This is a genomic window from Mycobacterium sp. Aquia_213 (assembly GCF_026625985.1).
Lineage (GTDB): Bacteria > Actinomycetota > Actinomycetes > Mycobacteriales > Mycobacteriaceae > Mycobacterium.
In genome coordinates this window covers 5,247,310-5,265,936 of sequence record NZ_CP113116.1, presented here as the reverse complement: position 1 = coordinate 5,265,936, position 18,627 = coordinate 5,247,310, and the positions used below count along the sequence as shown (strand labels likewise).

Here is an 18,627-nt window from a genome sequence, read left to right as displayed (position 1 = left end):
TCAGCTCCTCAGTGTGGCGAAGTAGTCGGCGATGGTGGTGGTGTCGTCCAGGGCGGCGACGGCCCCGAGGTAGCCGTCCGGGCGGATCACGACCCGGCCGCCGTCGGTGAGTCCGAGTCGCTGCGCCACAAGACCTTTCGGGTCGGCGATGACGGCGTCATACCCGGCCACCGGCGTGTCCGTACCGGTGACCAGGACCTGCGGCTGACCGTCGCCCGCGGCCGGTGCCACATGTGCGTCGGCGACGGTGACCACGGTGTGGCCGGTATTCTGCACACCGCAGACCGCACTGAGCTGTTTTTGCAGCGTCTCGTCGGCGACATGCGGAAAATGTTCACCAGCAACCACTTTGGCGTGCTTGAGGCGCGGTCCCACTGCGATGGGGCCGTCCTTGTAGCAGATGCCGATCTCCGCGACGACGTTGGCGACCAATTGCCGCGTCGCCGGGATGTGCGAAAGCGTGCGCACCAGCAGATTGCGGATGACCCGCGGCACGCCGGAGAGCGTGCCGACCTTGGTGAGCCGATCGGTGAAGGAGATGACATTTTGCGCAACGGGTAGCCGTTCGGCCTCATAGCTGTCCAGCAGTCGCTCACCGGCGTCGCCCTCGACCACCGCGGCCAGCTTCCAGGCCAGGTTGAACGCGTCCTGCATGCCGGTGTTCATGCCCTGGCCGCCGGCCGGACTGTGGATATGGGCGGCGTCGCCGGCCAGGAAGACCCGGCCCCAACGGTAGGCCGGCACCCGCGCGTGGTGCACCTCGAAAGTGGTCAGCCAATGCGAGCCGACCAACCGGATGCCGCCGACTCGCTGGTCGAGGATCGTCTGCAGTTCGTCCTGCGTCGGGTGCAGGTTCAGCGGCGTGCCGGGCTCGTCGTGGACCTCGGCCAGGAACCGCATCCGCCCGTCGCGCATCGGCAGCACCACCACCGGGCCCTCGGTGGCGAAGAAGGTGTACATCGCGTCCCGGTCCAGCTGATGTTCGGCGTCGACGTCGCCGAGCAGAAAGCGTTCTCCGACAAAGGAACCGGCGAGTTTGGTACCGACCAGTTTGCGCACGGTGCTGCGGGCGCCGTCGGCCCCGATCACCCACGGCGTGGTGAGGAGTTCGGTCACTCCGTCGGCGTGCCGCAAGGTGAGGTGTGCGGCGGCGTCGTCCTGCTTCAGCGCGGTCAGCTCGACACCGCGCTCGACGGTGACGCCGAGCGACTCCAGGTATTCGGCGAGAACGCGCTCGGTTTCGGTCTGTGCCGTCACCAAACTGAACGGGAACGCGCTGTCGACGCCGCCCAACGGGACGTGGAACAGCCTGCTGCGGCCGGCGTACATCTTCATCGCGGTGGCCTTGACCCCGGTGCTCACCATCTCGTCGACGATGCCCATCCGGGCGTACATGTCCAGGCTGCGGGAATGCACCGCGATGGCTCGGGACTGGTCGGTCGGTTCCGCCAACTTGTCGATCACCCGCACGCGGATGCCGCGGCGGGCGAGTTCGCAGCCCGCGACCAGCCCGACCGGCCCGGCGCCGACGACCAAGACGTCAGGGCTCGAGGTAGTGCTCATGAACTTCTCCTGTTTTTCACGGTTCGTTGAAACTAGTCTCACGCTACGTTGAAAAAAGTCTCAACGCAAGCGAAATCTCACGCCCTGATGAAACTCAGGTTGAATAAGGCGCTAACTCCGGGCAACCCGACGCGTCAGACCCAGTAGTTGTCGTGCCGGACGAACCACTCGCTGCGTTCGTCGTCGGTCATATCGGCCAGCGCGGCAAAGCCTTCGAAGTAGGCCTCGCGCGGCGCGCCGGGCGCGAACAGCATCAGGATCGATGCGGGTTCGTCGGCCTCGTTGCGGAAGCCGTGGACCCCGCCCGGCGGCACGTAGAGGAAGTCGCCCTGCTGCCCGTCGGCCCACTCGGTGCCGTCGTAGAGCTTGATCGTCCCGGACAGCACGAAGAAGGCCTCGGACATGGCGCGGTGAAAATGGGCCGGGGGCCCGCCGCCGGCCGGGGCGATATCGACCCGGTACAGGCCGTAGTCGCCGTCGGTGGCCTGCTGGTTGGCGAGGTAGTGGTATTTGACGCCGGCGGTCTCGTAGTCGGGCGCCGTGTCGGCCCGCCTGAGCCAGGCGCTGACCTCCGGCTGCTCGGCGGTGTAGCGCGGCGGCGGGTACGGCGGCACAACCAAGGACATGGTTCCCAGCCTGCCAGTTAGCATCGCGAGGGTGGAGGCCCCGGAAGAGGTGCGCACCGAACGGCTCCTCGACGCCCAAGCGAAGGCGGCACAACTGTTCGACGAGATCGAACGACGCGCGATGATCCGCCCCGGCGTGGGCGAAAAGGCGTTGTCCGACGAAATCCGCGACCTGGCCGCGGAGATGTTCGGCGTGACCCGGCACTGGCACCGGCGGATCGTGCGGGCCGGCGAGAACACCCTGCTGCCCTTCAAGGAGCACCCGCCGGACCGGGTGATCGCCGACGACGACATCGCGTTCCTGGATCTGGGGCCGATCTTCGAGGAGTGGGAGGCCGACTTCGGGCGCACGTTCGTGCTGGGCGACGACCCGGCTAAAAAGGCTGTGCGCGAAGCACTTCCGCGGGTGTGGCAGGCCGGACGAAACTATTTCGACCAGCATCCGTCCGTCACCGGCGCCGAGTTGTTCGACTACGTCGTCGGCGCCGCGCGCGCCGAGGGTTTCGAGTGGGGCAGCCCGATCGCCGGCCATCTGGTGGGCGAGTTCCCGCACAAGAAGGTCTCTGGCGACGGCGTCCAGTGGTACATCACGCCCGGCTCGGACCGGCCCATGCGACGCGAAGACGGCGGCGGGCGGCCGTGCCACTGGATCCTGGAGATCCATCTGGTCGACCGCCCGCGCGGTTTTGGCGGGTTCTACGAGCAGCTGCTCGATCTGCTCTAGTCGACGGGGTAAACCACCCCGGTGAGCTCCTCGGAGACCGTCCACAACCGGCGCTGCACGCCGAGGTCGTGTGACTTGTCGCTGGACGAGACGAGCTTGGGGTAGCCGCGTTGCTCGCCGAAACCGTCGGGGCCGTAGTACTGCCCGCCCAGCACGCCGGGGTCGGTCGCGGCCCGCAGGGTCGGCAGCGCGCCCATGTCCGCGCCCTGGAAGAGCGGTTCGATCAGCGGGGTGAGGCGGGTGAGCAGGGGCGGCAGGTTGCGAGTCAGCTCCGTGCGCGAGCCGCCGGGGTGGGCGGCCGCGGCGATCGTCGTCCCCCGCGGGGCCAGCCGTCGCTGCAGCTCGTAGGTGAACAGCAGGTTGGCCAGTTTGGACTGGCCGTAAGCTCCGACCCGGTTGTAGCTGTGTTCCCACTGCAGGTCGTCGAAGTGAATGTCGGCGCGGATGCGGTGGCCGATGCTGCTGACCGTCACGATCCGGGAACCGGGAACCGGCAGCAGCCGATCCAGTAGCAGGCCGGTGAAGGCGAAGTGGCCGAGGTGGTTGGTGCCGAATTGCAGCTCGAAGCCGTCCTTGGTGGTCGACTTCGGCGTCCACATCACCCCGGCGTTGTTGATCAGCAGGTCGATGCGGTCGTAATCGGATCGCAGCTGCTCCGCGGCGCCGCGGATGGCCTCCAGCGACGTCAGGTCCAGCTCCTGCAGCGCGACGTCGGCCTGCGAGCTCTTGGCCGTGATACGCGCGACGGCGTCCTTGCCCTTGTCGAGATTGCGCACCGCCAGCACCACGTGCGCGCCGTGCTCGGCAAGCGCGGCCGCGGTTTCGTAGCCCAGGCCGGTGTTGGCTCCGGTGATGACGGCGACACGGCCCTTCTGGTCGGGAATGTCCGCGCTGGTCCATTTGGCCATGGAAAGCTCCTAAGCTTGTAAACTAAACGGGGCGATCGCTCCGGTTGATTCGTACTATACGGAACGCACGCCCCGTTTTGTCAACCGATGGGTGGTGAATAGGTGGCACAGCCTGAACGTCGGTTGCGCGCCGACGCGGCGCGCAACCGGGCGCGGGTGCTGGAAGTCGCCTATGACACCTTCGCGGCCGAAGGCCTATCGGTGCCGATCGACGAGATCGCCCGCCGCGCCGGCGTCGGGGCCGGCACCGTCTACCGGCACTTCCCGACCAAGGAGGCGCTGTTCCAGGCGGTCATCGAGGACCGCATGCAGCACCTCGTCGACGACGGGCGCGCCCTGCTGGAATCCGCCGGCCCCGGCGAGGCGCTCTTCGTCTACCTGCGCTCTCTCGTGCTGCAGTGGGGGGCGGCCGACCGCGGCCTGGTCGACGCCCTGGCCGGATTCGGCATCGACGTCGCCACTGCCGCGCCGGATGCCGAGGACGCCTTCCTGGCGATGCTCGACGAGCTGCTGGGTGCCGCGCAGCGGGCGGGCACCGCACGGGTCGACATCGGCGTGCGCGAACTGAAGACGATCTTGGTCGGCTGCCAGGCCATGGAGGCCTACAACGCGGAGCTGGCCGAACGGGTTACCGACGTCGTCGTCGACGGTTTACGCGCTGGGCGATAGCGACTGCCCCGTTCTTGCACTCGACATGGGCGAGTGCTAAGAATGTCATTGGCACTCGCGACCAGTGAGTGCTAGGTCGGGACGGTGAGACCAAGCCCTTAGACAGCTGCGGTCGTCCGTCGCGGGCACTGCGCCCGGCCAGAACGTGTCATCCCCAATCCGGAGGAATCACTTCGCAATGGCCAAGACAATTGCGTATGACGAAGAGGCCCGTCGCGGCCTCGAGCGGGGCCTCAACGCCCTCGCCGACGCGGTAAAGGTGACGCTGGGCCCCAAGGGTCGCAACGTCGTCCTGGAGAAGAAGTGGGGTGCCCCCACGATCACCAACGATGGCGTGTCCATCGCCAAGGAGATCGAGCTGGAGGACCCGTACGAGAAGATCGGCGCCGAGCTGGTCAAGGAAGTTGCCAAGAAGACCGACGACGTTGCCGGTGACGGCACGACGACGGCCACGGTGCTGGCTCAGGCGCTCGTCAAAGAGGGCCTGCGCAACGTTGCGGCCGGCGCCAACCCGCTGGGCCTCAAGCGCGGCATCGAGAAGGCCGTCGAGAAGATCACCGAGACCCTGCTGAAGTCGGCCAAGGACGTCGAGACCAAGGAGCAGATCGCTGCGACCGCGGGCATCTCGGCGGGCGACCAGTCGATCGGCGACCTGATCGCCGAGGCGATGGACAAGGTCGGCAACGAGGGCGTCATCACCGTCGAGGAGTCCAACACCTTCGGCCTGCAGCTCGAGCTCACCGAGGGCATGCGGTTCGACAAGGGCTACATCTCGGGTTACTTCGTCACCGACGCCGAGCGTCAGGAAGCGGTCCTGGAGGACCCCTACATCCTGCTGGTCAGCTCCAAGGTGTCGACCGTCAAGGACCTGCTCCCGCTGCTGGAGAAGGTCATTCAGGGCGGCAAGCCGCTGCTGATCATCGCCGAGGACGTCGAGGGCGAGGCGCTGTCCACCCTGGTCGTCAACAAGATCCGCGGCACCTTCAAGTCGGTGGCGGTCAAGGCCCCCGGCTTCGGCGACCGTCGCAAGGCGATGCTGCAGGACATGGCCATCCTCACCGGTGGTCAGGTCGTCAGCGAAGAGGTCGGCCTCTCCCTGGAGACCGCCGACGTCTCGCTGCTCGGTAAGGCCCGCAAGGTCGTGATCACCAAGGACGAGACCACCATCGTCGAGGGCGCCGGTGACACCGACGCCATCGCCGGCCGGGTGGCCCAGATCCGTGCCGAGATCGAGAACAGCGACTCCGACTACGACCGCGAGAAGCTGCAGGAGCGCCTGGCCAAGCTGGCCGGCGGTGTTGCGGTGATCAAGGCCGGAGCTGCCACCGAGGTGGAGCTCAAGGAGCGCAAGCACCGCATCGAGGACGCGGTGCGCAACGCCAAGGCCGCCGTCGAGGAGGGCATCGTCGCCGGTGGTGGCGTGGCCCTGCTGCAGGCGGCCCCGGCGCTGGACGAGCTGAAGCTCAAGGGCGACGAGGCCACCGGCGTCAACATCGTCCGCGTAGCGCTCGAGGCTCCGCTGAAGCAGATCGCTTTCAACGGTGGGCTCGAGCCCGGCGTGGTGGCCGAGAAGGTTCGCAACTCGAAGCCCGGCGTCGGCCTGAACGCCGCCACCGGTGAGTACGAGGACCTGCTCAAGGCCGGCGTTGCCGACCCGGTCAAGGTGACCCGTTCGGCGCTGCAGAACGCGGCGTCCATCGCGGCGCTGTTCCTGACCACCGAGGCCGTCGTTGCCGACAAGCCGGAGAAGGCGTCCGCTCCGGCGGGCGACCCGACCGGTGGCATGGGCGGTATGGACTTCTAAGTCCAACAGCTACGAGAAAAGCCCGGCTCCCTCGAAAACCCGAGTGGGCCGGGCTTTTTCGTGTGTCAGGACTGCTCGAGGCGCATGCAGTCGTCCTTGCAGCCGGGTTTGGTGACGGTCCCGGGACCCGCCTTGCGGTGTAGCACCGCGCGACTCGGCACCACCTGCAGCGCGTCATCGCCGGCGTGGCCCGTGCCGTCGACGATCAGCGAGTAACCGCCCGGTTCGCGCGGCGGCCAGAGCAGCGTGACCCCGTCATGCCGCGCGATGTTGGTGCGCGTGCTGTTCCCGATGGAGCCCACCTCGAACACGCCGTCGACGAGCATCGGGTCCACCGCTACGGCGTGCGCGTGACGGCCGTCGCCGAAGGTGATCAGGTAGGCGAACGTGAAGTCGGCCAGCGCGCCGGCCAGTTGATCGAGATCCACTTTCACGCTCATGACGCGAGGATACGGCCGCGGCTGGGTCTCCAGGGGACCCGCGATGTTTTGCCCACCTTCGAGCGACAACTCGAATTGTCGCTGTGAGGCGGGCAATTCGGCGCCCACCGTGGCCAGTGACCGGTGTGGCTGATGCGACTGCATCGGCGGCTTGTAGGTTCGATGCGTGGCTCTTCCGACTCCCTCACCCACCAGCACCGCCGTCGTCACCGGCGCATCGTCGGGCATCGGCGCCGCCATCGCCCGCGAGCTTGCCGATCGCGGCCACGGCGTCACCCTCGTCGCGCGCCGTGAGGACAAGCTGCGCGAGCTGGCCGACGAACTCGCGGGCCGGGTCCGGGTCGAGGTGATCGGCTGCGACGTCGCGGATTCCGCCGCTCGCGCCGGCCTTTTCGACGAGGTCGGCCGTCGCGGGCTAACGGCCGAAATTCTGGTCAACAACGCCGGCATCGGCACCATCGGGCCGGTGACGGACGTGTCGGTCGACGACGAGATCGCCCAGGTGCGGGTCAACGTCGAGGCCGTCATCGACCTGTGCACGCGCGCGGTGCAGCAGATGGTGCCGCGCGGTCGCGGCGCGATCCTCAACGTCGGATCCACCGCGGGCTACCACCCCTTCCCGGGCCAGGTCGGCTACGCCGCCACCAAGGCGTTCGTGATCATCTACACCGAAGGACTGCGCGGCGAACTCGCCGGCACGGGTGTCACCGTCGCGTTGCTGAACCCCGGGCCGGTGCGCACCGAGTTCCTGAAGACCGCCGGCATGGACGAGCGGAAATTCGCCGACGCGTTCCCGAAGTTCATGTGGCTGCCCGCGAGCGACGTGGCGCGTACCGGCATCGACGCGCTCGACGACGATCGCGGAACCGTGATCCCCGGGCTGCCAAGCCAACTCGGCGCCCGGCTGTTTCAGTTCATGCCGCGACGCCTGCTGCTGCCGCTACTGAAAAAGCAGCATCCGGGCCTGCAAAAAGACCGCTCAGCGAGCTGACCCGGGCCAGCGCCGCATCCAGCCCTCCGTCGGAAGCGCGAGCGCGTTGCACAGCGTGCAGATCGTGCGATACCAGCCGACGGCCGTGAGCAATTCGATGCGCTGCTCGTCGTCGAGGTCGCGGCCCAGCGCCGTCCACGTCGCCTCCGACCACGAGCCGGTGCGTTCCAGCTCGTCGACCGCCTCGATCAGCGCGCGCTCGGCCGGGCCCCACCGCGGGTCGTCCGGGCCGCCGGTCACCAGCGCGTCGCACTCGTCGTCGCTGACGCCCGCGATCGGGCCCCAGAACGCGGCCTGCCCGCCCCACTCGTACTCGCAGCCCACCAATGCGCAGCTGCGCAGGATTGCGATCGTCCGGGTCCGCGGCGGCAAAAGCGCTGCGATGTAAAGGGATTCACCGAGCTTGCGCAGCCGGCCGGCCAGCGCCGGATGGCGCTGCAGGCAGCGCACCAGAAGCAGCGGCTCATAGGCGCGGTCCGGGTGACCCCAGCTGTTGATGCTGTTTTCGTCTTCCTCGCTCCACGGCGGGGCTAGCGGCGCGACGCGGCTCATGCGAATGACTTTACGGCGGCGGCTTTTCCGCGTCGTCAGACGGGCCGAGAGAACACCACGCAGTCGTGCAGCTCGCCCTTGGCCGCGGTGGCGGAGTCGGCGTCGCGGTGCAGCAGGGCGCGGGTCGGCACGACACTGCACCGGGCTGTCTCGGAGTCGGACTCGGTGACTTCGGCGCTGCCGTCGACGATCAGCGAATAGCCGCCCGGCTCGCGCGGCGGCCACAGCAGTGTGACATCGCCGCGCTGGGTGAGGTTTTCGCGAGTACGTCCCCCGATGAGACCGATGTCGAGCACCGCCCCATCGCGTAGCTGCGGTTCGACCGTCACGGTGTGCACGCGGTATCCGTCGTCGACGGTGATCAGGTACGCGAACGGGTAGTCGGGCAGCGCGGCGGCCAGCCTGTCCAGGTCCACCCTCTTCTTCGTGCGCATGATGTCGAGGATAGGCGTCGCGGGTGTGGCGTCAGTCCGCCGTCAAACCCGTCGGTATGGCACCCGAGCCGAGGTTGTTGAGCAGGCTCAGGTTTGCGGTTCCCGGGTTGAAGCCCGTGCCGGCGGTCGGTGAGTTGAGCAGGCTCGCGCTGAGGTCCGCCGAGACCGCACTGCTGGTGGCGCCATGTGCGAACCCGGTGCCGGGGGTGTCGGTCAGCCAGGACCCGACATGACCACCGGTGTGATCGAGGCTGGCCAGCGCGTTGATGTGATGCGCCAAGCTCCCAGTGCCCGTGTGGGGCCCGAAAATCAGGTCGCCGTTGTTGAATTGCACACCGAGGTTTTGCATGACGTTCTGCCACGGCGCGAGCTGCTCGGCGGCCGCGGACGCGTCGGCGTGATACCCGGACATCGCCGCCACGTCGGTGGCCCACATCTGCTCGTAGGCCGACTCGATGTCCATGATCGTCGGGGCGTTCTGCCCTAGATGGTTCTGCGACGCCAACGCCCGCACCAGGGCGCGATTGGCGTTGACCACCGCCGGCTGCACGGTGGCCGAAAGCGCCGTCTCGAAGGCGCCCGCGATGGCCGCGGCCTGGCTGGAGGTCGCCTCGGCCTGGGCCGCTGCCGCCTTGAGCCAGCTCACGTATTGGGTCGCGACGGCCAGCATCGCCGTTGCCGAGGGGCCCTGCCACGAACCGTTGGCCAGATCCGAGGCCACCGAGAAGAACGAAGATGCGGACGAGGTCAGGTTCTCCGCAAGCCCATCCCAGGCTTCAGCGGCAGCATGCAGCGGCGCCGATCCAGGACCGGCGTAGAGGAGGGCCGAATTGATCTCTGGCGGCAACCACGCAAAATGCGGGCTCGTCACTGCAATAACTTAACTGGGACAGGCCCTTGTTCGTGGCGTTATGGCGTGGGTGCGGGGGCGATCTGGCGTCCGCGGACCAGCTTGCCGGGACGCGCGTCGGTGGGTTTGCCGTTTTCGGCGATCACTTCACCGGACACGATCGTGGCCACATATCCCTCCGCGGTCTGGTCCAGGCGACGCCCGCCGGCGGGCAGGTCGTAAGTGATCACCGGCTTGTGCAGGCGCAGTCCGGCGTGGTCGATCACGTTGAGGTCGGCCTTGTAACCGACCGCGATCCGGCCCCGATCGGCCAGCCCGGCGACCCGGGCCGGAACCGAGGTCAGCTCGCGCACGGCTTCGGACACAGAGAACTTTCCAGACGCCCGGTCTCGGGCCCAGTGCGCCAGGAAGAACGTCGAATAGCTGGCGTCGCAGATCATCCCGTAGTGGGCGCCGCCGTCGCCGAGGCCGAGCACCACGTCGTCGCGGTGCAGCAGCTCGCCGACGGTGTTCAGCGAGTTGCGTTCCATGTTGCTGGTCGCGACCAGGAGCATGGCGCGGCCGTCGTCGTCGAGCAACCGGTCGTAGGCCTCCTCCATCGGGTTCACCCCGCGGGCCCTGGCCCGGGCCCCGATGCTGTCCGCCGGGTCCGGCTCGTAGTTGGGGTGCTCGCCGAGCGGGAAGATCCAGTCCCACATCTGCGCGACGTACAGGATCGGGTGGCCGTGGCCCGGCTTGTCGGCCAGGATGCGGGCGCGGACCTCGGGCTTGCGCATCTCGGCGACCCGCTCGGCCAGCGGCAGGTGCGCGATCTCCTGATAGCTGGGATAGAGCACGAACGGGTTGGCGGTGAGTTGCAGCCCGATGATCAGCCCGATCGGGCGGGGCAGCAGCTGCGCGGTGACATCGCCGCCGGCGGCATTGGCCTTCTCGATCATATTGATCGCGTCGGGCCACGTCGGGTCGCCGGCGTTGGCGACGACGAGCGTGAAGGTGACCGGCAGCCCGACCTCCTCGGCGACGTCGAACACCGTCTGCAGCACCGGCTGGTAGCCACCGGCCGGAATGTCGGGCACGAATTGCAGCAGCCCGCCGCCGCCGTCGACGACGCCCTTGGCGATCTCCTCGATCTCCTCGCGGGCGGCGTCGTAACTCGGTATGGGCGAACCACTTTCGGTCTTGTGGATGGTCAACCGCGACGACGCGAAGCCCAGCGCCCCGACCTCCATGGCCTCCTTGGCCAGCGCCCGCATCTTCGCCAGGTCGTCGGCGGTGGCCGCTTCGCGGTCGGCGCCGCGCTGGCCCATCACGTAGACCCGCAGCGGCGAATGCGGAAGGTAGGCGGCCACGTCGATGTCACGCCGGCCGGCGTCCAGCGCATTGAGGTACTCGGGGAAGGTTTCCCAGCTCCACGGCAGGCCATCGGTCATCACGACGCCCGGGATGTCTTCCACCCCGGCCATCACATCGACGAGCACGTCGTGGTCTTCCTGACGGCACGGCGCGAACCCGACGCCGCAGTTGCCCATCACCACGGTGGTCACCCCGTGGGCCGAGGACGGGGTGAGGCGCTCCGACCAGATGGACTGGCCGTCGTAGTGCGTGTGCAGGTCGACGAAACCCGGCGTGACCAGCAGGCCGGACGCGTCGATCTCGCGCTCGGCGCTGTCGCCGTTGACGGACCCGACGGCGGTGATGACGCCGCCGACTACCCCGACGTCGCCGACGTACGGCTCACCCCCCAGCCCGTCGACGATGGTGCCATTGCGAATGAGGAGGTCGTAGATCACCTAATCAATCTACGACCGTGTCCGAAGTCGTGCCACGATCAATTCGTGATCGACCACATCGGTATTAACTGCGCTGACTACCCGAAATCCCAGGCGTTTTATGACACCGTCCTGGCGGTGCTGGGATTTTCGCGGCAGCTGGATTTCGGTGCGGCCATCGGGTACGGCCGCGACGGCAAGCCGACATTTTGGATCGCCGAGGGCGCCGGGATGGGGTCCAATCGGGAGAACCACATCGCGTTCGTGGCGGCCGACGAAAACGCCGTGCGGGCGTTCCACGAGGCGGCGCTGGGACTGGGCGCCGAATCCCTGCATGAGCCCAGGTTGTGGCCGGAATATCACCCCGGTTACTTCGGTGCATTCGTGCGTGATCCGGACGGCAACAACGTCGAAGCGGTCTATCACGGGGCACAGGCCTGATGGTGGCGACCCGCTTCCCCCGGCTTCGCCGCGCTCGCGATCGCCACGCTGCGGGCTCGTAGTGTCGTGGGTATGTCAGATACCGATGCCGCCGCCCGCGAGCTGCTCCGCGACGCGTTCACCCGGTTGATCGAGCACGTCGACGAGCTCACCGATGGACTGACCGACGAGCTGTCCAACTATCGGCCGGCCCCGGACGCCAACACGATCGCCTGGCTGCTCTGGCACAGCGCCCGGGTGCAGGACGTCCAGCTGGCCGACGTGGCCGGGGTCGAGGAGGTCTGGACCAAAGACGGCTGGGTGGACCGCTTCGCGCTGGACCTGCCGCGCCGTGACACCGGCTACGGCCACGGCCCCGCGGACGTGGCGAAGGTGCACGCCCCCGCGGAGCTGCTGTCCGGCTACTACCACGCGGTGCACCAACTCAGTCTCGAGTACGTCGCCGGCGTCACCGCCGACGAGTTGGCCCGCGTCGTCGACACCAACTGGGATCCGCCGGTGACGGCCAGCGCCCGGTTGGTGAGCATCATCGACGATTGCGCCCAGCACCTCGGGCAGGCCGCCTACGTGCGGGGCATCGCGCCATAGCTTGGCCCGTAGATTGGGCACGTGCGATTCCTCGCGACGCTGATGCTGTGGCTGTTCACCACGGTTGCGCTCGCGGTTGCGGTCCCCGCGGCATGGGTGCAGCTCAATATCGTCGACGAGAACGGCTACGCCGCGTTGGCGCAGAAGGCGGCGGCCGACCCGGCCCTGCAGTCCGCGATGGCCGGTGAACTCACCACCCGGACGATGGCGCTGATCGCCGAGCAGGGCGGCGGACGCTATCCGGTCGACAGCGCGCAAGTGCACGACGCCGCCGCCGAATTCACGGCCGGCCCGTCGTTCCCGCCGATGTTCGCGACGGCGAACCGGGCGGCGCACCGCTGGCTGTTCGCCGATGCGGGATCCGGAGAATCCTGGGCGGTCGACGTGGCTCCGATGCTCAACGACAGTGCGTTTCAGCAGATCTTGAGCGAGCACAACGTGACGGTGCCCGCCACGCTGAGCGTGCCGCTGACGGCGTCGGTGCCGCACTCGCTGCGGCCGGGGGAGCTCAGCCGGGTCGCCGCCTGGGGCAAGTGGGCGAGTTTGGGTGCGGTAGCGCTCTGCGGTGTGTGCGCACTGCTCACGTTGCTCGTCGCCCGGGGCCGCGGCAAGGCGCTGACCGGCCTCGGCGTCTCGGCGCTGCTGGTCGGTGCGACCGGGTGGGTCGGCATCGAGGTCGGTACCCGCTTCATCAACGAGGTGCTCAATCGGACCACCGGTGACGTCCGCCAGATCGCCGACGTGATGGTGCACAGCGCCGAGGGCGGGATCCGGGACTGGCTGAACCTGACTCTTGCCGCCGGCGCGGGGCTGGTCGTTTTCGGAGTGATCGTCGCGGTGCTGGGCAGCCTGTTCAAGAAGAAGGCTTAGCTCAGCGGCAGCGTCGCCAAGATCGGGGTGGTCGGCTGCGGTGAGCCCGCGCCGGGTTCGACGGTGAAGGCCAGGGCCGTCGACTTTCCGAGGTTGGGCAGCGTTGCCGTCGTCGAGGGCGAGACGGCCGCGGTGTTCATCGTGCCGGCCGAGGTCGGGCCGTTGGCATCGATCAACCACATCTGATAGACGGTGCCCGGGGTCGGCGGCGGCACGTTGTTCATCACCAGCACTCCGGCGCCGCGATCGCGAGAGAACACCACCGTGGCCGTCCCGTTGGCCAGCGGACGCGATACCGTCCGCACGTCCGGGGCGGCCATGATCTGTGCGGCCACCGACTGCGTCGGCGCCGGGCGCAACAGGGTCTGCACGCCGAATGCCGTCAGGCCCGCCACGATCGCCGCCGCGACCGATATCAATGCAGTTGTACGCCAACGGTTTTGGCGTTTCTGATGGCTGGATGCGGCTACGGCCAGCACGGCGGCCCGCAGCTGCGCCGGTGGCTCGACGATGGTGGAGGCCGAGACGACGGCCATCGTTTCGCGCACGGCGCGGACTTCCTCGGCGAAGGCCGACGCGATCGACGCCGGCGCGGTCGCGATCTGGCGGTCGATGTCGGCGCGCTCTGCGTCGGACACCGCGTGCAGGGCATACGGCGTGGCCAGTTCGAGCAGCTCGAAGTCGCTGGGTTCGGTCACGGCACGTCCAAGCAGTTACGCAGCCCGCGCAGCGCGTCGCGGATGCGCGATTTGATCGTCGACAGATTTGCGGCCAGCCGCTGTGACACCTCGGCATAGGTCAGCCCGCCGTAGTAGGCCAGCTCGATGCACTGCCGCTGCGCGTCGGTCAGCGAGCCCAGGCAGTCGGCCACCCGGCGCTGCTCGTCACCGGCGATCGCGGAGTCGGCGACCACGTCATGGTCGGTGTCGACATTTGCCGCGCCGTAGCGCGATTCCCGGCGGCTGCCGGCCTGCTCGGAGCGCACCCGGTCGATGGCCCGTCGGTGCGCGATGGTCAGCAGCCAGGATAGCGCCGAGCCGCGCGCCGGGTCATAGTCCGACGCCGACCGCCACACCTCGAGATAGATCTCCTGGGTGGTTTCCTCGCTGTAGCCGGCATCGCGCAGCACCCGGATCACCAGCCCGAACACTCGGCTCTTGGTGAGGTCGTAGACGGCGGCGAAAGCCTCGGTGTCTCCGCGCGCGACTTGACGCAGCAACTCATCCAGGTCGCTGCTCAGCTGCGGCAGTCCGGTCATCGTCAGTTAGCCTATCGCTCCCCGCCCTGGTCGCTTCGGCGGCAGCTATCGGGCCGCCCGTCGCGGTGGTCGTGGGAAAAAACACGCGGTCCTTTGCTGATATTCCGCGAAGCCCGGCCGGCCGGCCATCAATTTCTCGGTGAGCCGGGCGCCGGTCACATAGACCAGGAAGTACGTCATCAGCAGCGGAGAGCCGACCGTGGCCAGCGACCACCATCCGGTGATGGTGATCAGCCACAACCCCCACCACACGGTGGCGTCGCCGAAGTAGTTGGGGTGACGCGTCCACGCCCATAGGCCACGGTCCATCAGCACACCGCGATTGGCCGGGTCGGATTTGAACACCCGCAGCTGCCGGTCGCCCACCGCTTCGAAGGTGACACCCACCAGCCACACCACCACTCCGAGCACCAGGACCGCGGTCAGCGGCTTCGACGTGGGCCCGGTCACCGCCGACAGCTGCAGCGGGAAGGAGACGAACCAGGTGATCAACGCCTGCAGTACGAAGACTTTGCGCAGCACTTGCCCGGGCGTGGCATTGCGCAGCATCGCGGCATAGCGAGGATCCTCTCCCTTGCCGGCGGTCTTGCGGTGGATGTGCCAGCTCAGCCGTAAGCCCCAGATCGTCACCAGCGCGAGCAGCAGCCAGCGCCGGATCGGGTCGCCGTGGCCGAGCGTCGCGGCGACGGCGGCGATCGCGACGAAGCCGATACCCCACGCCACGTCGACGACGTTGTAGCGGCCGATGCGCCTGCCGATGGTGAACGTGACCGAATGCACCACGGCGAGAACCAAAACCGAGGCGCCGGACACCAGGGTCAGGTTCTGGGCAAAGTTCAGGTTGCTCATCGATAGTCCTCGCGTGCGAAGGTCCACTGGTAGACGTTCAAGTATCCCGATCTGAAGCCCGCCTCCGAATACGCCAGATACAGTTCCCACATCCGCTGGAACACGTCATCGAAGTCCAAGCGCGCCAACTGGTCTCGTCGCTGCAGGAAACGTTCCCGCCAGAGCCGCAGCGTCTCGGCGTAATGCGGCCGCAACGACGCCATGTCCACGGTGCGTAAACCGGTGCGGCACTCGGTGATTGCGGAGATGGCCTGGGTGGACGGCAGCAGTCCGCCGGGGAAGATGTACTTCTGGATCCAGGTGTGCGTGTTGCGGCTGGCCATCATCCGGGTGTGCGGCATCGTGATCGCCTGGATCGCGACCCGGCCGCCCGGTCGCACCAGCCGTTCGAGCGTGGTGAAATACCGTTGCCACGCGTGGAATCCCACCGCCTCGATCATTTCGACGGACACCACCGCGTCGTAACAGCCGTCGACGTCGCGGTAGTCGCAGAGGTCGATCGTCACCTTGTCGGACAGCCCTGCCGCGACAACCCGAAGCCGCGCCAGCTGCTGTTGCTCGACCGACAGGGTGACCGAGCGGACCTCCGCCCCGCGGGAGGCCGCGCGGATGCACAGCTCTCCCCACCCGGTGCCGATTTCGAGCACGCGGCTGCCCTGGTGGACCCCGGCGATGTCGAGCAGCCGATCGATCTTGCGCTGCTGTGCGGCGGCCAAATCCGATGCCGTCGCGGGTAGCCGGTCAAACAGCGCACAAGAGTACGTCATGGTCTCGTCGAGGAACTCGGCGAACAGGTCGTTGGACAGGTCGTAGTGCTCGGCGATGTTGCGCCGCGCGCGATCTCGGCCGGCACTCCACAACCGCGGCCGGAAGGCCGGCGCGATCGGGCGCAGCCATTGCAACGGCCTGGGCACCAGATCGCCCACCGAGGTGGCGAATACCGTCAACACCCCGCTGAGGTCATCCGACGACCACTCACCGGCCATGTAGGACTCGCCGAAGCCGATCAGGCCGTAGCGCCCGATCCGGCGTGCCATCGCTTCCGGTTGGTGGACAACCAAGGTCGGCGCCGTCGGGTCGGCCGCACCGACCACCGCGCCGTCGGGGTAGGCCACCCGCAGCGGGAGGCGAGCCGCTGCACGTCGCAGCAGCCGGTCGGCGACGGCGGCCGATGCCGCACTCACGGGCCCGGACGGCACCCTCGCAATCGCCGGCCAGCGACTGGAATCGATTGCTGCCGAAGGCTTTCGGATGGTCTGTACGGTCATCGCGGTACCAACGGAACTCGACGTAACCACAGTTTGATCCCCTGAATTCGAATACGTGCGGCCACCACCAGCGGTGCCAGCGGCGAGACGATTTGCATGATCGCGACCTGCCGAGCGGTCGCCGGTCGGCGTTGTCCGCGCATGCTGGCCACGAACGCGGGCTGATGGTCGCGGCGCAGCTCCACGGTGATGTCGACTTCACTGTCGGGCCGTGGTGCTCGTACCAGGTAGTAGCCGTCGACCGCATTGAACGGCGAGACGTAGAGCTTCTTCTCGGTGACCACCGGCAGGTCGGCCGGGGGCAACAGGTAGGCGTGTCGCTCGCCGTAGGTGTTGTGTACCTCGGCGATCACATGTCGCAGCCGGCCGTCGCGGTCGTGGCACCAAAAAACGCTCAGCGGGTTGAAGACATAGCCGAACACGCGCGCTTGCAGCAGTGCGGTGATGCGGCCCTCGGGGGCGGCCAGGCCGCGGTCGGCGAAGAAGGCACCGAGCCCGTCGCGCAACGACCCCTGCCGCGGACCGGCGAAGTGATCCGAGGCGCGGAACCGGGCGAACGGCCGCAGCCACCAGGGCAGCCGCGGCAGCTCGTCGACGTCGACATACCAGCTGTAGCTTCGGTATTCGAACGAGTGACGCACCGGGGCCTGCCGTGAATGGCTGATCGTGGTGCGGTAGATCGCGGGCGTCAGCATCGCGCCACCGCCGCTCGCCGGGTCGCCGTCGGCCAGTCGGCACCCAGGCGCCGCGCCGCGGCCAGGCCCGAGGCGGCGCCGTCCTCGTGGAAACCCCAGCCGTGGTAGGCGCCCGCGAAGGCCACCCGATCGTTGTCCAGCGTCGGCAATAACGCCTGTGCTGCAACGGATTCCGGCGTATACAGGGGATGGCTGTAGGTCATTTCGGCGATCACCGATGCCGGATCGACGCGGTCGTGGCCACCCAGGGTCACCAGGTACCGGCGGTTGCCATCCAGCCGCATGAGTCTGCTGACGTCATAGCTGACCACGACGTGTTCCTTCCCCGGGGTAACCAGGTAATTCCATGATGCGCGGGCCCGGCGATGCCGGGGGAGCACCGATTCGTCGGTGTGCAGTTGCGCCTGGTTGGTGGAATACGGAATCGCGCCCAGCACCGCGCGCTCCCACGGGTTCGGATCGTCGAGCAGCAGCAGCGCCTGGTCGGGATGCACGGCGACGACCGCCGCGTCGAAAAGCCGCGGCGCGTTGTTGCCGGCCTGCACCCACACGCCGTCGGGTACCCGGCGCAGCGAGTTCACCGGCGTCCCGGTCGACACTTCGGCGAGCCGAGCGGCCACGGCCTGGACGTAGTGCGCAGAGCCCCCGGTCACGGTGCGCCAGGTCGGTGACCCGAAAACCGACAGCATGCCGTGGTGGTCGAGGAAGACGAACAGATACCGGGCCGGGTAGCGCAGGGCGTCGTTGCTGGCGCACGACCACACCGCCGCCACCAGCGGGGTGATGAAAAAGTCGATGAAATACGACGAGAAGCGGTGCCGGTTCAGGAAGGCTTCCAGCGTCTCCAGGTCGTCGTGCCCGGCGTCCTCGCGCAGCAGCCGCGAGGCGGCGCGGTGGAAGCGGACGATCTCACCGAGCATCAGCAGGTAGCGGGGCCGCAGCGACTGCCTGGAGGCGAACAACCCGCGCCAGCCCAACGCGCCGGCGTATTCGAGCCCGATCTCGTCGGCGCGCACCGACATCGACATCTCCGACTCCTGGGTGGCCACCCCGAGTTCGCTGAACAACCGGCAGAGCGTCGGATAGGTCCGGTCGTTGTGCACCAGGAACGCCGAGTCGACGCCGATGACCCGGCCGCCGTCGGCCACGAAATGGGTGTGCGCGTGGCCGCCGAGCCGCACGTCGGCTTCGTACAGGGTGACGTGGTCATGGCCGGACAGGACGTAGGCGGCGGTGAGGCCGGCCACGCCGCTGCCAATGACGGCAACCGACCGCGCGTGTGACGAGTCCACGTCTCCTATTCGGAGCCAATGAGCTGGCGGATGGGC

General features: G+C 68.0%; 21 protein-coding genes. 7 read left to right on the top strand and 14 right to left on the bottom strand.

Annotated elements, in window-relative coordinates:
• Both LMQ14_RS24585 and LMQ14_RS24580 read right to left on the bottom strand, forming a co-directional pair.
• Positions 1-1,563: an FAD-dependent monooxygenase gene (locus LMQ14_RS24585; RefSeq protein WP_267732219.1), complete on the bottom strand. Its 1,563-nt coding sequence runs from the start codon at positions 1,561-1,563 to the stop codon at positions 1-3.
• A gap of 134 nt (positions 1,564-1,697) precedes the next feature.
• Positions 1,698-2,189, bottom strand: coding sequence for a cupin domain-containing protein (locus LMQ14_RS24580; protein ID WP_267732218.1), 492 nt, complete (start codon positions 2,187-2,189; stop codon positions 1,698-1,700).
• A gap of 31 nt (positions 2,190-2,220) precedes the next feature.
• On the opposite strand from LMQ14_RS24580, the gene LMQ14_RS24575 reads away from it, so the two are divergent.
• Positions 2,221-2,913, top strand: a complete 693-nt coding sequence (locus LMQ14_RS24575) for a M24 family metallopeptidase (protein ID WP_267732217.1) — start codon at positions 2,221-2,223, stop codon at positions 2,911-2,913.
• Here the strand turns inward: LMQ14_RS24575 and LMQ14_RS24570 are convergent.
• Positions 2,910-3,821: an SDR family NAD(P)-dependent oxidoreductase gene (locus LMQ14_RS24570; RefSeq protein WP_267732216.1), complete on the bottom strand. Its 912-nt coding sequence runs from the start codon at positions 3,819-3,821 to the stop codon at positions 2,910-2,912. The genes LMQ14_RS24575 and LMQ14_RS24570 overlap by 4 nt on opposite strands.
• Before the next feature lie 102 nt (positions 3,822-3,923).
• Here LMQ14_RS24570 and LMQ14_RS24565 point away from each other — a divergent pair, with 102 nt between their 5' ends.
• Together LMQ14_RS24565 and groL are read left to right on the top strand one after the other, a co-directional pair.
• Complete coding sequence (locus LMQ14_RS24565; protein ID WP_267732215.1) at positions 3,924-4,490, top strand: TetR/AcrR family transcriptional regulator; 567 nt, start codon at positions 3,924-3,926, stop codon at positions 4,488-4,490.
• Between the two features lie 178 nt (positions 4,491-4,668).
• Complete coding sequence (groL, locus tag LMQ14_RS24560; protein WP_267732214.1) at positions 4,669-6,294, top strand: chaperonin GroEL; 1,626 nt, start codon at positions 4,669-4,671, stop codon at positions 6,292-6,294.
• A 65-nt stretch (positions 6,295-6,359) separates the two neighbouring features.
• Here groL and LMQ14_RS24555 read toward each other — a convergent pair whose 3' ends face one another.
• Positions 6,360-6,734 (bottom strand): pyridoxamine 5'-phosphate oxidase family protein, encoded by a 375-nt coding sequence (locus LMQ14_RS24555; protein WP_267732213.1) that lies wholly within the window; start codon positions 6,732-6,734, stop codon positions 6,360-6,362.
• A gap of 166 nt (positions 6,735-6,900) precedes the next feature.
• On the opposite strand from LMQ14_RS24555, the gene LMQ14_RS24550 reads away from it, so the two are divergent.
• The gene (locus tag LMQ14_RS24550; protein ID WP_267732212.1) at positions 6,901-7,725 is read left to right on the top strand and encodes an SDR family NAD(P)-dependent oxidoreductase; all 825 of its coding nucleotides are present in this window, start codon (positions 6,901-6,903) and stop codon (positions 7,723-7,725) included.
• On the opposite strand, the gene LMQ14_RS24545 is transcribed toward LMQ14_RS24550, so the two are convergent.
• From LMQ14_RS24545 to LMQ14_RS24530, 4 genes are read right to left on the bottom strand one after another with little or no spacing between them, the layout of a single operon-like run.
• Positions 7,714-8,277 (bottom strand): carboxymuconolactone decarboxylase family protein, encoded by a 564-nt coding sequence (locus LMQ14_RS24545; RefSeq protein WP_267732211.1) that lies wholly within the window; start codon positions 8,275-8,277, stop codon positions 7,714-7,716. The genes LMQ14_RS24550 and LMQ14_RS24545 overlap by 12 nt on opposite strands.
• 35 nt (positions 8,278-8,312) lie before the next feature.
• Positions 8,313-8,711 carry a pyridoxamine 5'-phosphate oxidase family protein gene (locus LMQ14_RS24540; RefSeq protein ID WP_267732210.1) on the bottom strand — a complete coding sequence of 133 codons (399 nt, stop codon included), beginning with the start codon at positions 8,709-8,711 and terminating at the stop codon, positions 8,313-8,315.
• A gap of 31 nt (positions 8,712-8,742) precedes the next feature.
• Positions 8,743-9,582, bottom strand: coding sequence for a PPE family protein (locus LMQ14_RS24535; protein WP_267732209.1), 840 nt, complete (start codon positions 9,580-9,582; stop codon positions 8,743-8,745).
• Between the two features lie 38 nt (positions 9,583-9,620).
• Positions 9,621-11,351, bottom strand: coding sequence for an N-acyl-D-amino-acid deacylase family protein (locus tag LMQ14_RS24530; protein WP_267732208.1), 1,731 nt, complete (start codon positions 11,349-11,351; stop codon positions 9,621-9,623).
• A 45-nt stretch (positions 11,352-11,396) separates the two neighbouring features.
• Between LMQ14_RS24530 and LMQ14_RS24525 the strand changes: the two genes are divergently transcribed.
• From LMQ14_RS24525 to LMQ14_RS24515, 3 genes are all read left to right on the top strand, one after another.
• Positions 11,397-11,771, top strand: coding sequence for a VOC family protein (locus LMQ14_RS24525; RefSeq protein WP_267732207.1), 375 nt, complete (start codon positions 11,397-11,399; stop codon positions 11,769-11,771).
• 72 nt (positions 11,772-11,843) lie between these two features.
• On the top strand, positions 11,844-12,359 hold the full coding sequence (locus tag LMQ14_RS24520; protein ID WP_267732206.1) for a mycothiol transferase: 516 nt from the start codon (positions 11,844-11,846) through the stop codon (positions 12,357-12,359).
• 21 nt (positions 12,360-12,380) lie between these two features.
• On the top strand, positions 12,381-13,229 hold the full coding sequence (locus tag LMQ14_RS24515; protein WP_267732205.1) for a hypothetical protein: 849 nt from the start codon (positions 12,381-12,383) through the stop codon (positions 13,227-13,229).
• Here the strand turns inward: LMQ14_RS24515 and LMQ14_RS24510 are convergent.
• The 6 genes from LMQ14_RS24510 to LMQ14_RS24485 are packed head-to-tail and all read right to left on the bottom strand — an operon-like array spanning position 13,226 to position 18,591.
• The gene (locus LMQ14_RS24510) at positions 13,226-13,927 is read right to left on the bottom strand and encodes an anti-sigma factor (RefSeq protein ID WP_267732204.1); all 702 of its coding nucleotides are present in this window, start codon (positions 13,925-13,927) and stop codon (positions 13,226-13,228) included. The genes LMQ14_RS24515 and LMQ14_RS24510 overlap by 4 nt on opposite strands.
• Complete coding sequence (locus tag LMQ14_RS24505) at positions 13,924-14,487, bottom strand: sigma-70 family RNA polymerase sigma factor (protein WP_267732203.1); 564 nt, start codon at positions 14,485-14,487, stop codon at positions 13,924-13,926. Before LMQ14_RS24505 ends, LMQ14_RS24510 begins: the two co-directional genes overlap by 4 nt.
• Before the next feature lie 45 nt (positions 14,488-14,532).
• Positions 14,533-15,336: a DUF1295 domain-containing protein gene (locus LMQ14_RS24500; protein ID WP_420714570.1), complete on the bottom strand. Its 804-nt coding sequence runs from the start codon at positions 15,334-15,336 to the stop codon at positions 14,533-14,535.
• A complete protein-coding gene (locus LMQ14_RS24495; protein ID WP_267732202.1) occupies positions 15,333-16,604 on the bottom strand; it encodes a class I SAM-dependent methyltransferase in 1,272 nt (423 codons plus the stop codon). The genes LMQ14_RS24500 and LMQ14_RS24495 overlap by 4 nt, the downstream gene beginning before the upstream one ends.
• Entirely contained in the window at positions 16,601-17,299 is a 699-nt protein-coding gene (locus tag LMQ14_RS24490) for a DUF1365 domain-containing protein (RefSeq protein ID WP_267732201.1), read from the bottom strand. Before LMQ14_RS24490 ends, LMQ14_RS24495 begins: the two co-directional genes overlap by 4 nt.
• Positions 17,293-18,591, bottom strand: a complete 1,299-nt coding sequence (locus LMQ14_RS24485; RefSeq protein WP_267732200.1) for an NAD(P)/FAD-dependent oxidoreductase — start codon at positions 18,589-18,591, stop codon at positions 17,293-17,295. Before LMQ14_RS24485 ends, LMQ14_RS24490 begins: the two co-directional genes overlap by 7 nt.
• Positions 18,592-18,627: the final 36 nt, after the last annotated feature.

Bases quoted from the DNA above. Each gene is read 5' to 3' on its own strand.
- LMQ14_RS24500 (WP_420714570.1), bottom strand. From the start codon at position 15,336: ATGAGCAACCTGAACTTTGCCCAGAACCTGACCCTGGTGTCCGGCGCC.
- LMQ14_RS24580 (WP_267732218.1), bottom strand. From the start codon at position 2,189: ATGTCCTTGGTTGTGCCGCCGTACCCGCCGCCGCGCTACACCGCCGAG.
- LMQ14_RS24545 (WP_267732211.1), bottom strand. From the start codon at position 8,277: ATGAGCCGCGTCGCGCCGCTAGCCCCGCCGTGGAGCGAGGAAGACGAA.
- groL (WP_267732214.1), top strand. From the start codon at position 4,669: ATGGCCAAGACAATTGCGTATGACGAAGAGGCCCGTCGCGGCCTCGAG.
- LMQ14_RS24555 (WP_267732213.1), bottom strand. From the start codon at position 6,734: ATGAGCGTGAAAGTGGATCTCGATCAACTGGCCGGCGCGCTGGCCGAC.
- LMQ14_RS24570 (WP_267732216.1), bottom strand. From the start codon at position 3,821: ATGGCCAAATGGACCAGCGCGGACATTCCCGACCAGAAGGGCCGTGTC.
- LMQ14_RS24540 (WP_267732210.1), bottom strand. From the start codon at position 8,711: ATGCGCACGAAGAAGAGGGTGGACCTGGACAGGCTGGCCGCCGCGCTG.
- LMQ14_RS24520 (WP_267732206.1), top strand. From the start codon at position 11,844: ATGTCAGATACCGATGCCGCCGCCCGCGAGCTGCTCCGCGACGCGTTC.
- LMQ14_RS24585 (WP_267732219.1), bottom strand. From the start codon at position 1,563: ATGAGCACTACCTCGAGCCCTGACGTCTTGGTCGTCGGCGCCGGGCCG.
- LMQ14_RS24495 (WP_267732202.1), bottom strand. From the start codon at position 16,604: ATGACCGTACAGACCATCCGAAAGCCTTCGGCAGCAATCGATTCCAGT.
- LMQ14_RS24505 (WP_267732203.1), bottom strand. From the start codon at position 14,487: ATGACCGGACTGCCGCAGCTGAGCAGCGACCTGGATGAGTTGCTGCGT.
- LMQ14_RS24490 (WP_267732201.1), bottom strand. From the start codon at position 17,299: ATGCTGACGCCCGCGATCTACCGCACCACGATCAGCCATTCACGGCAG.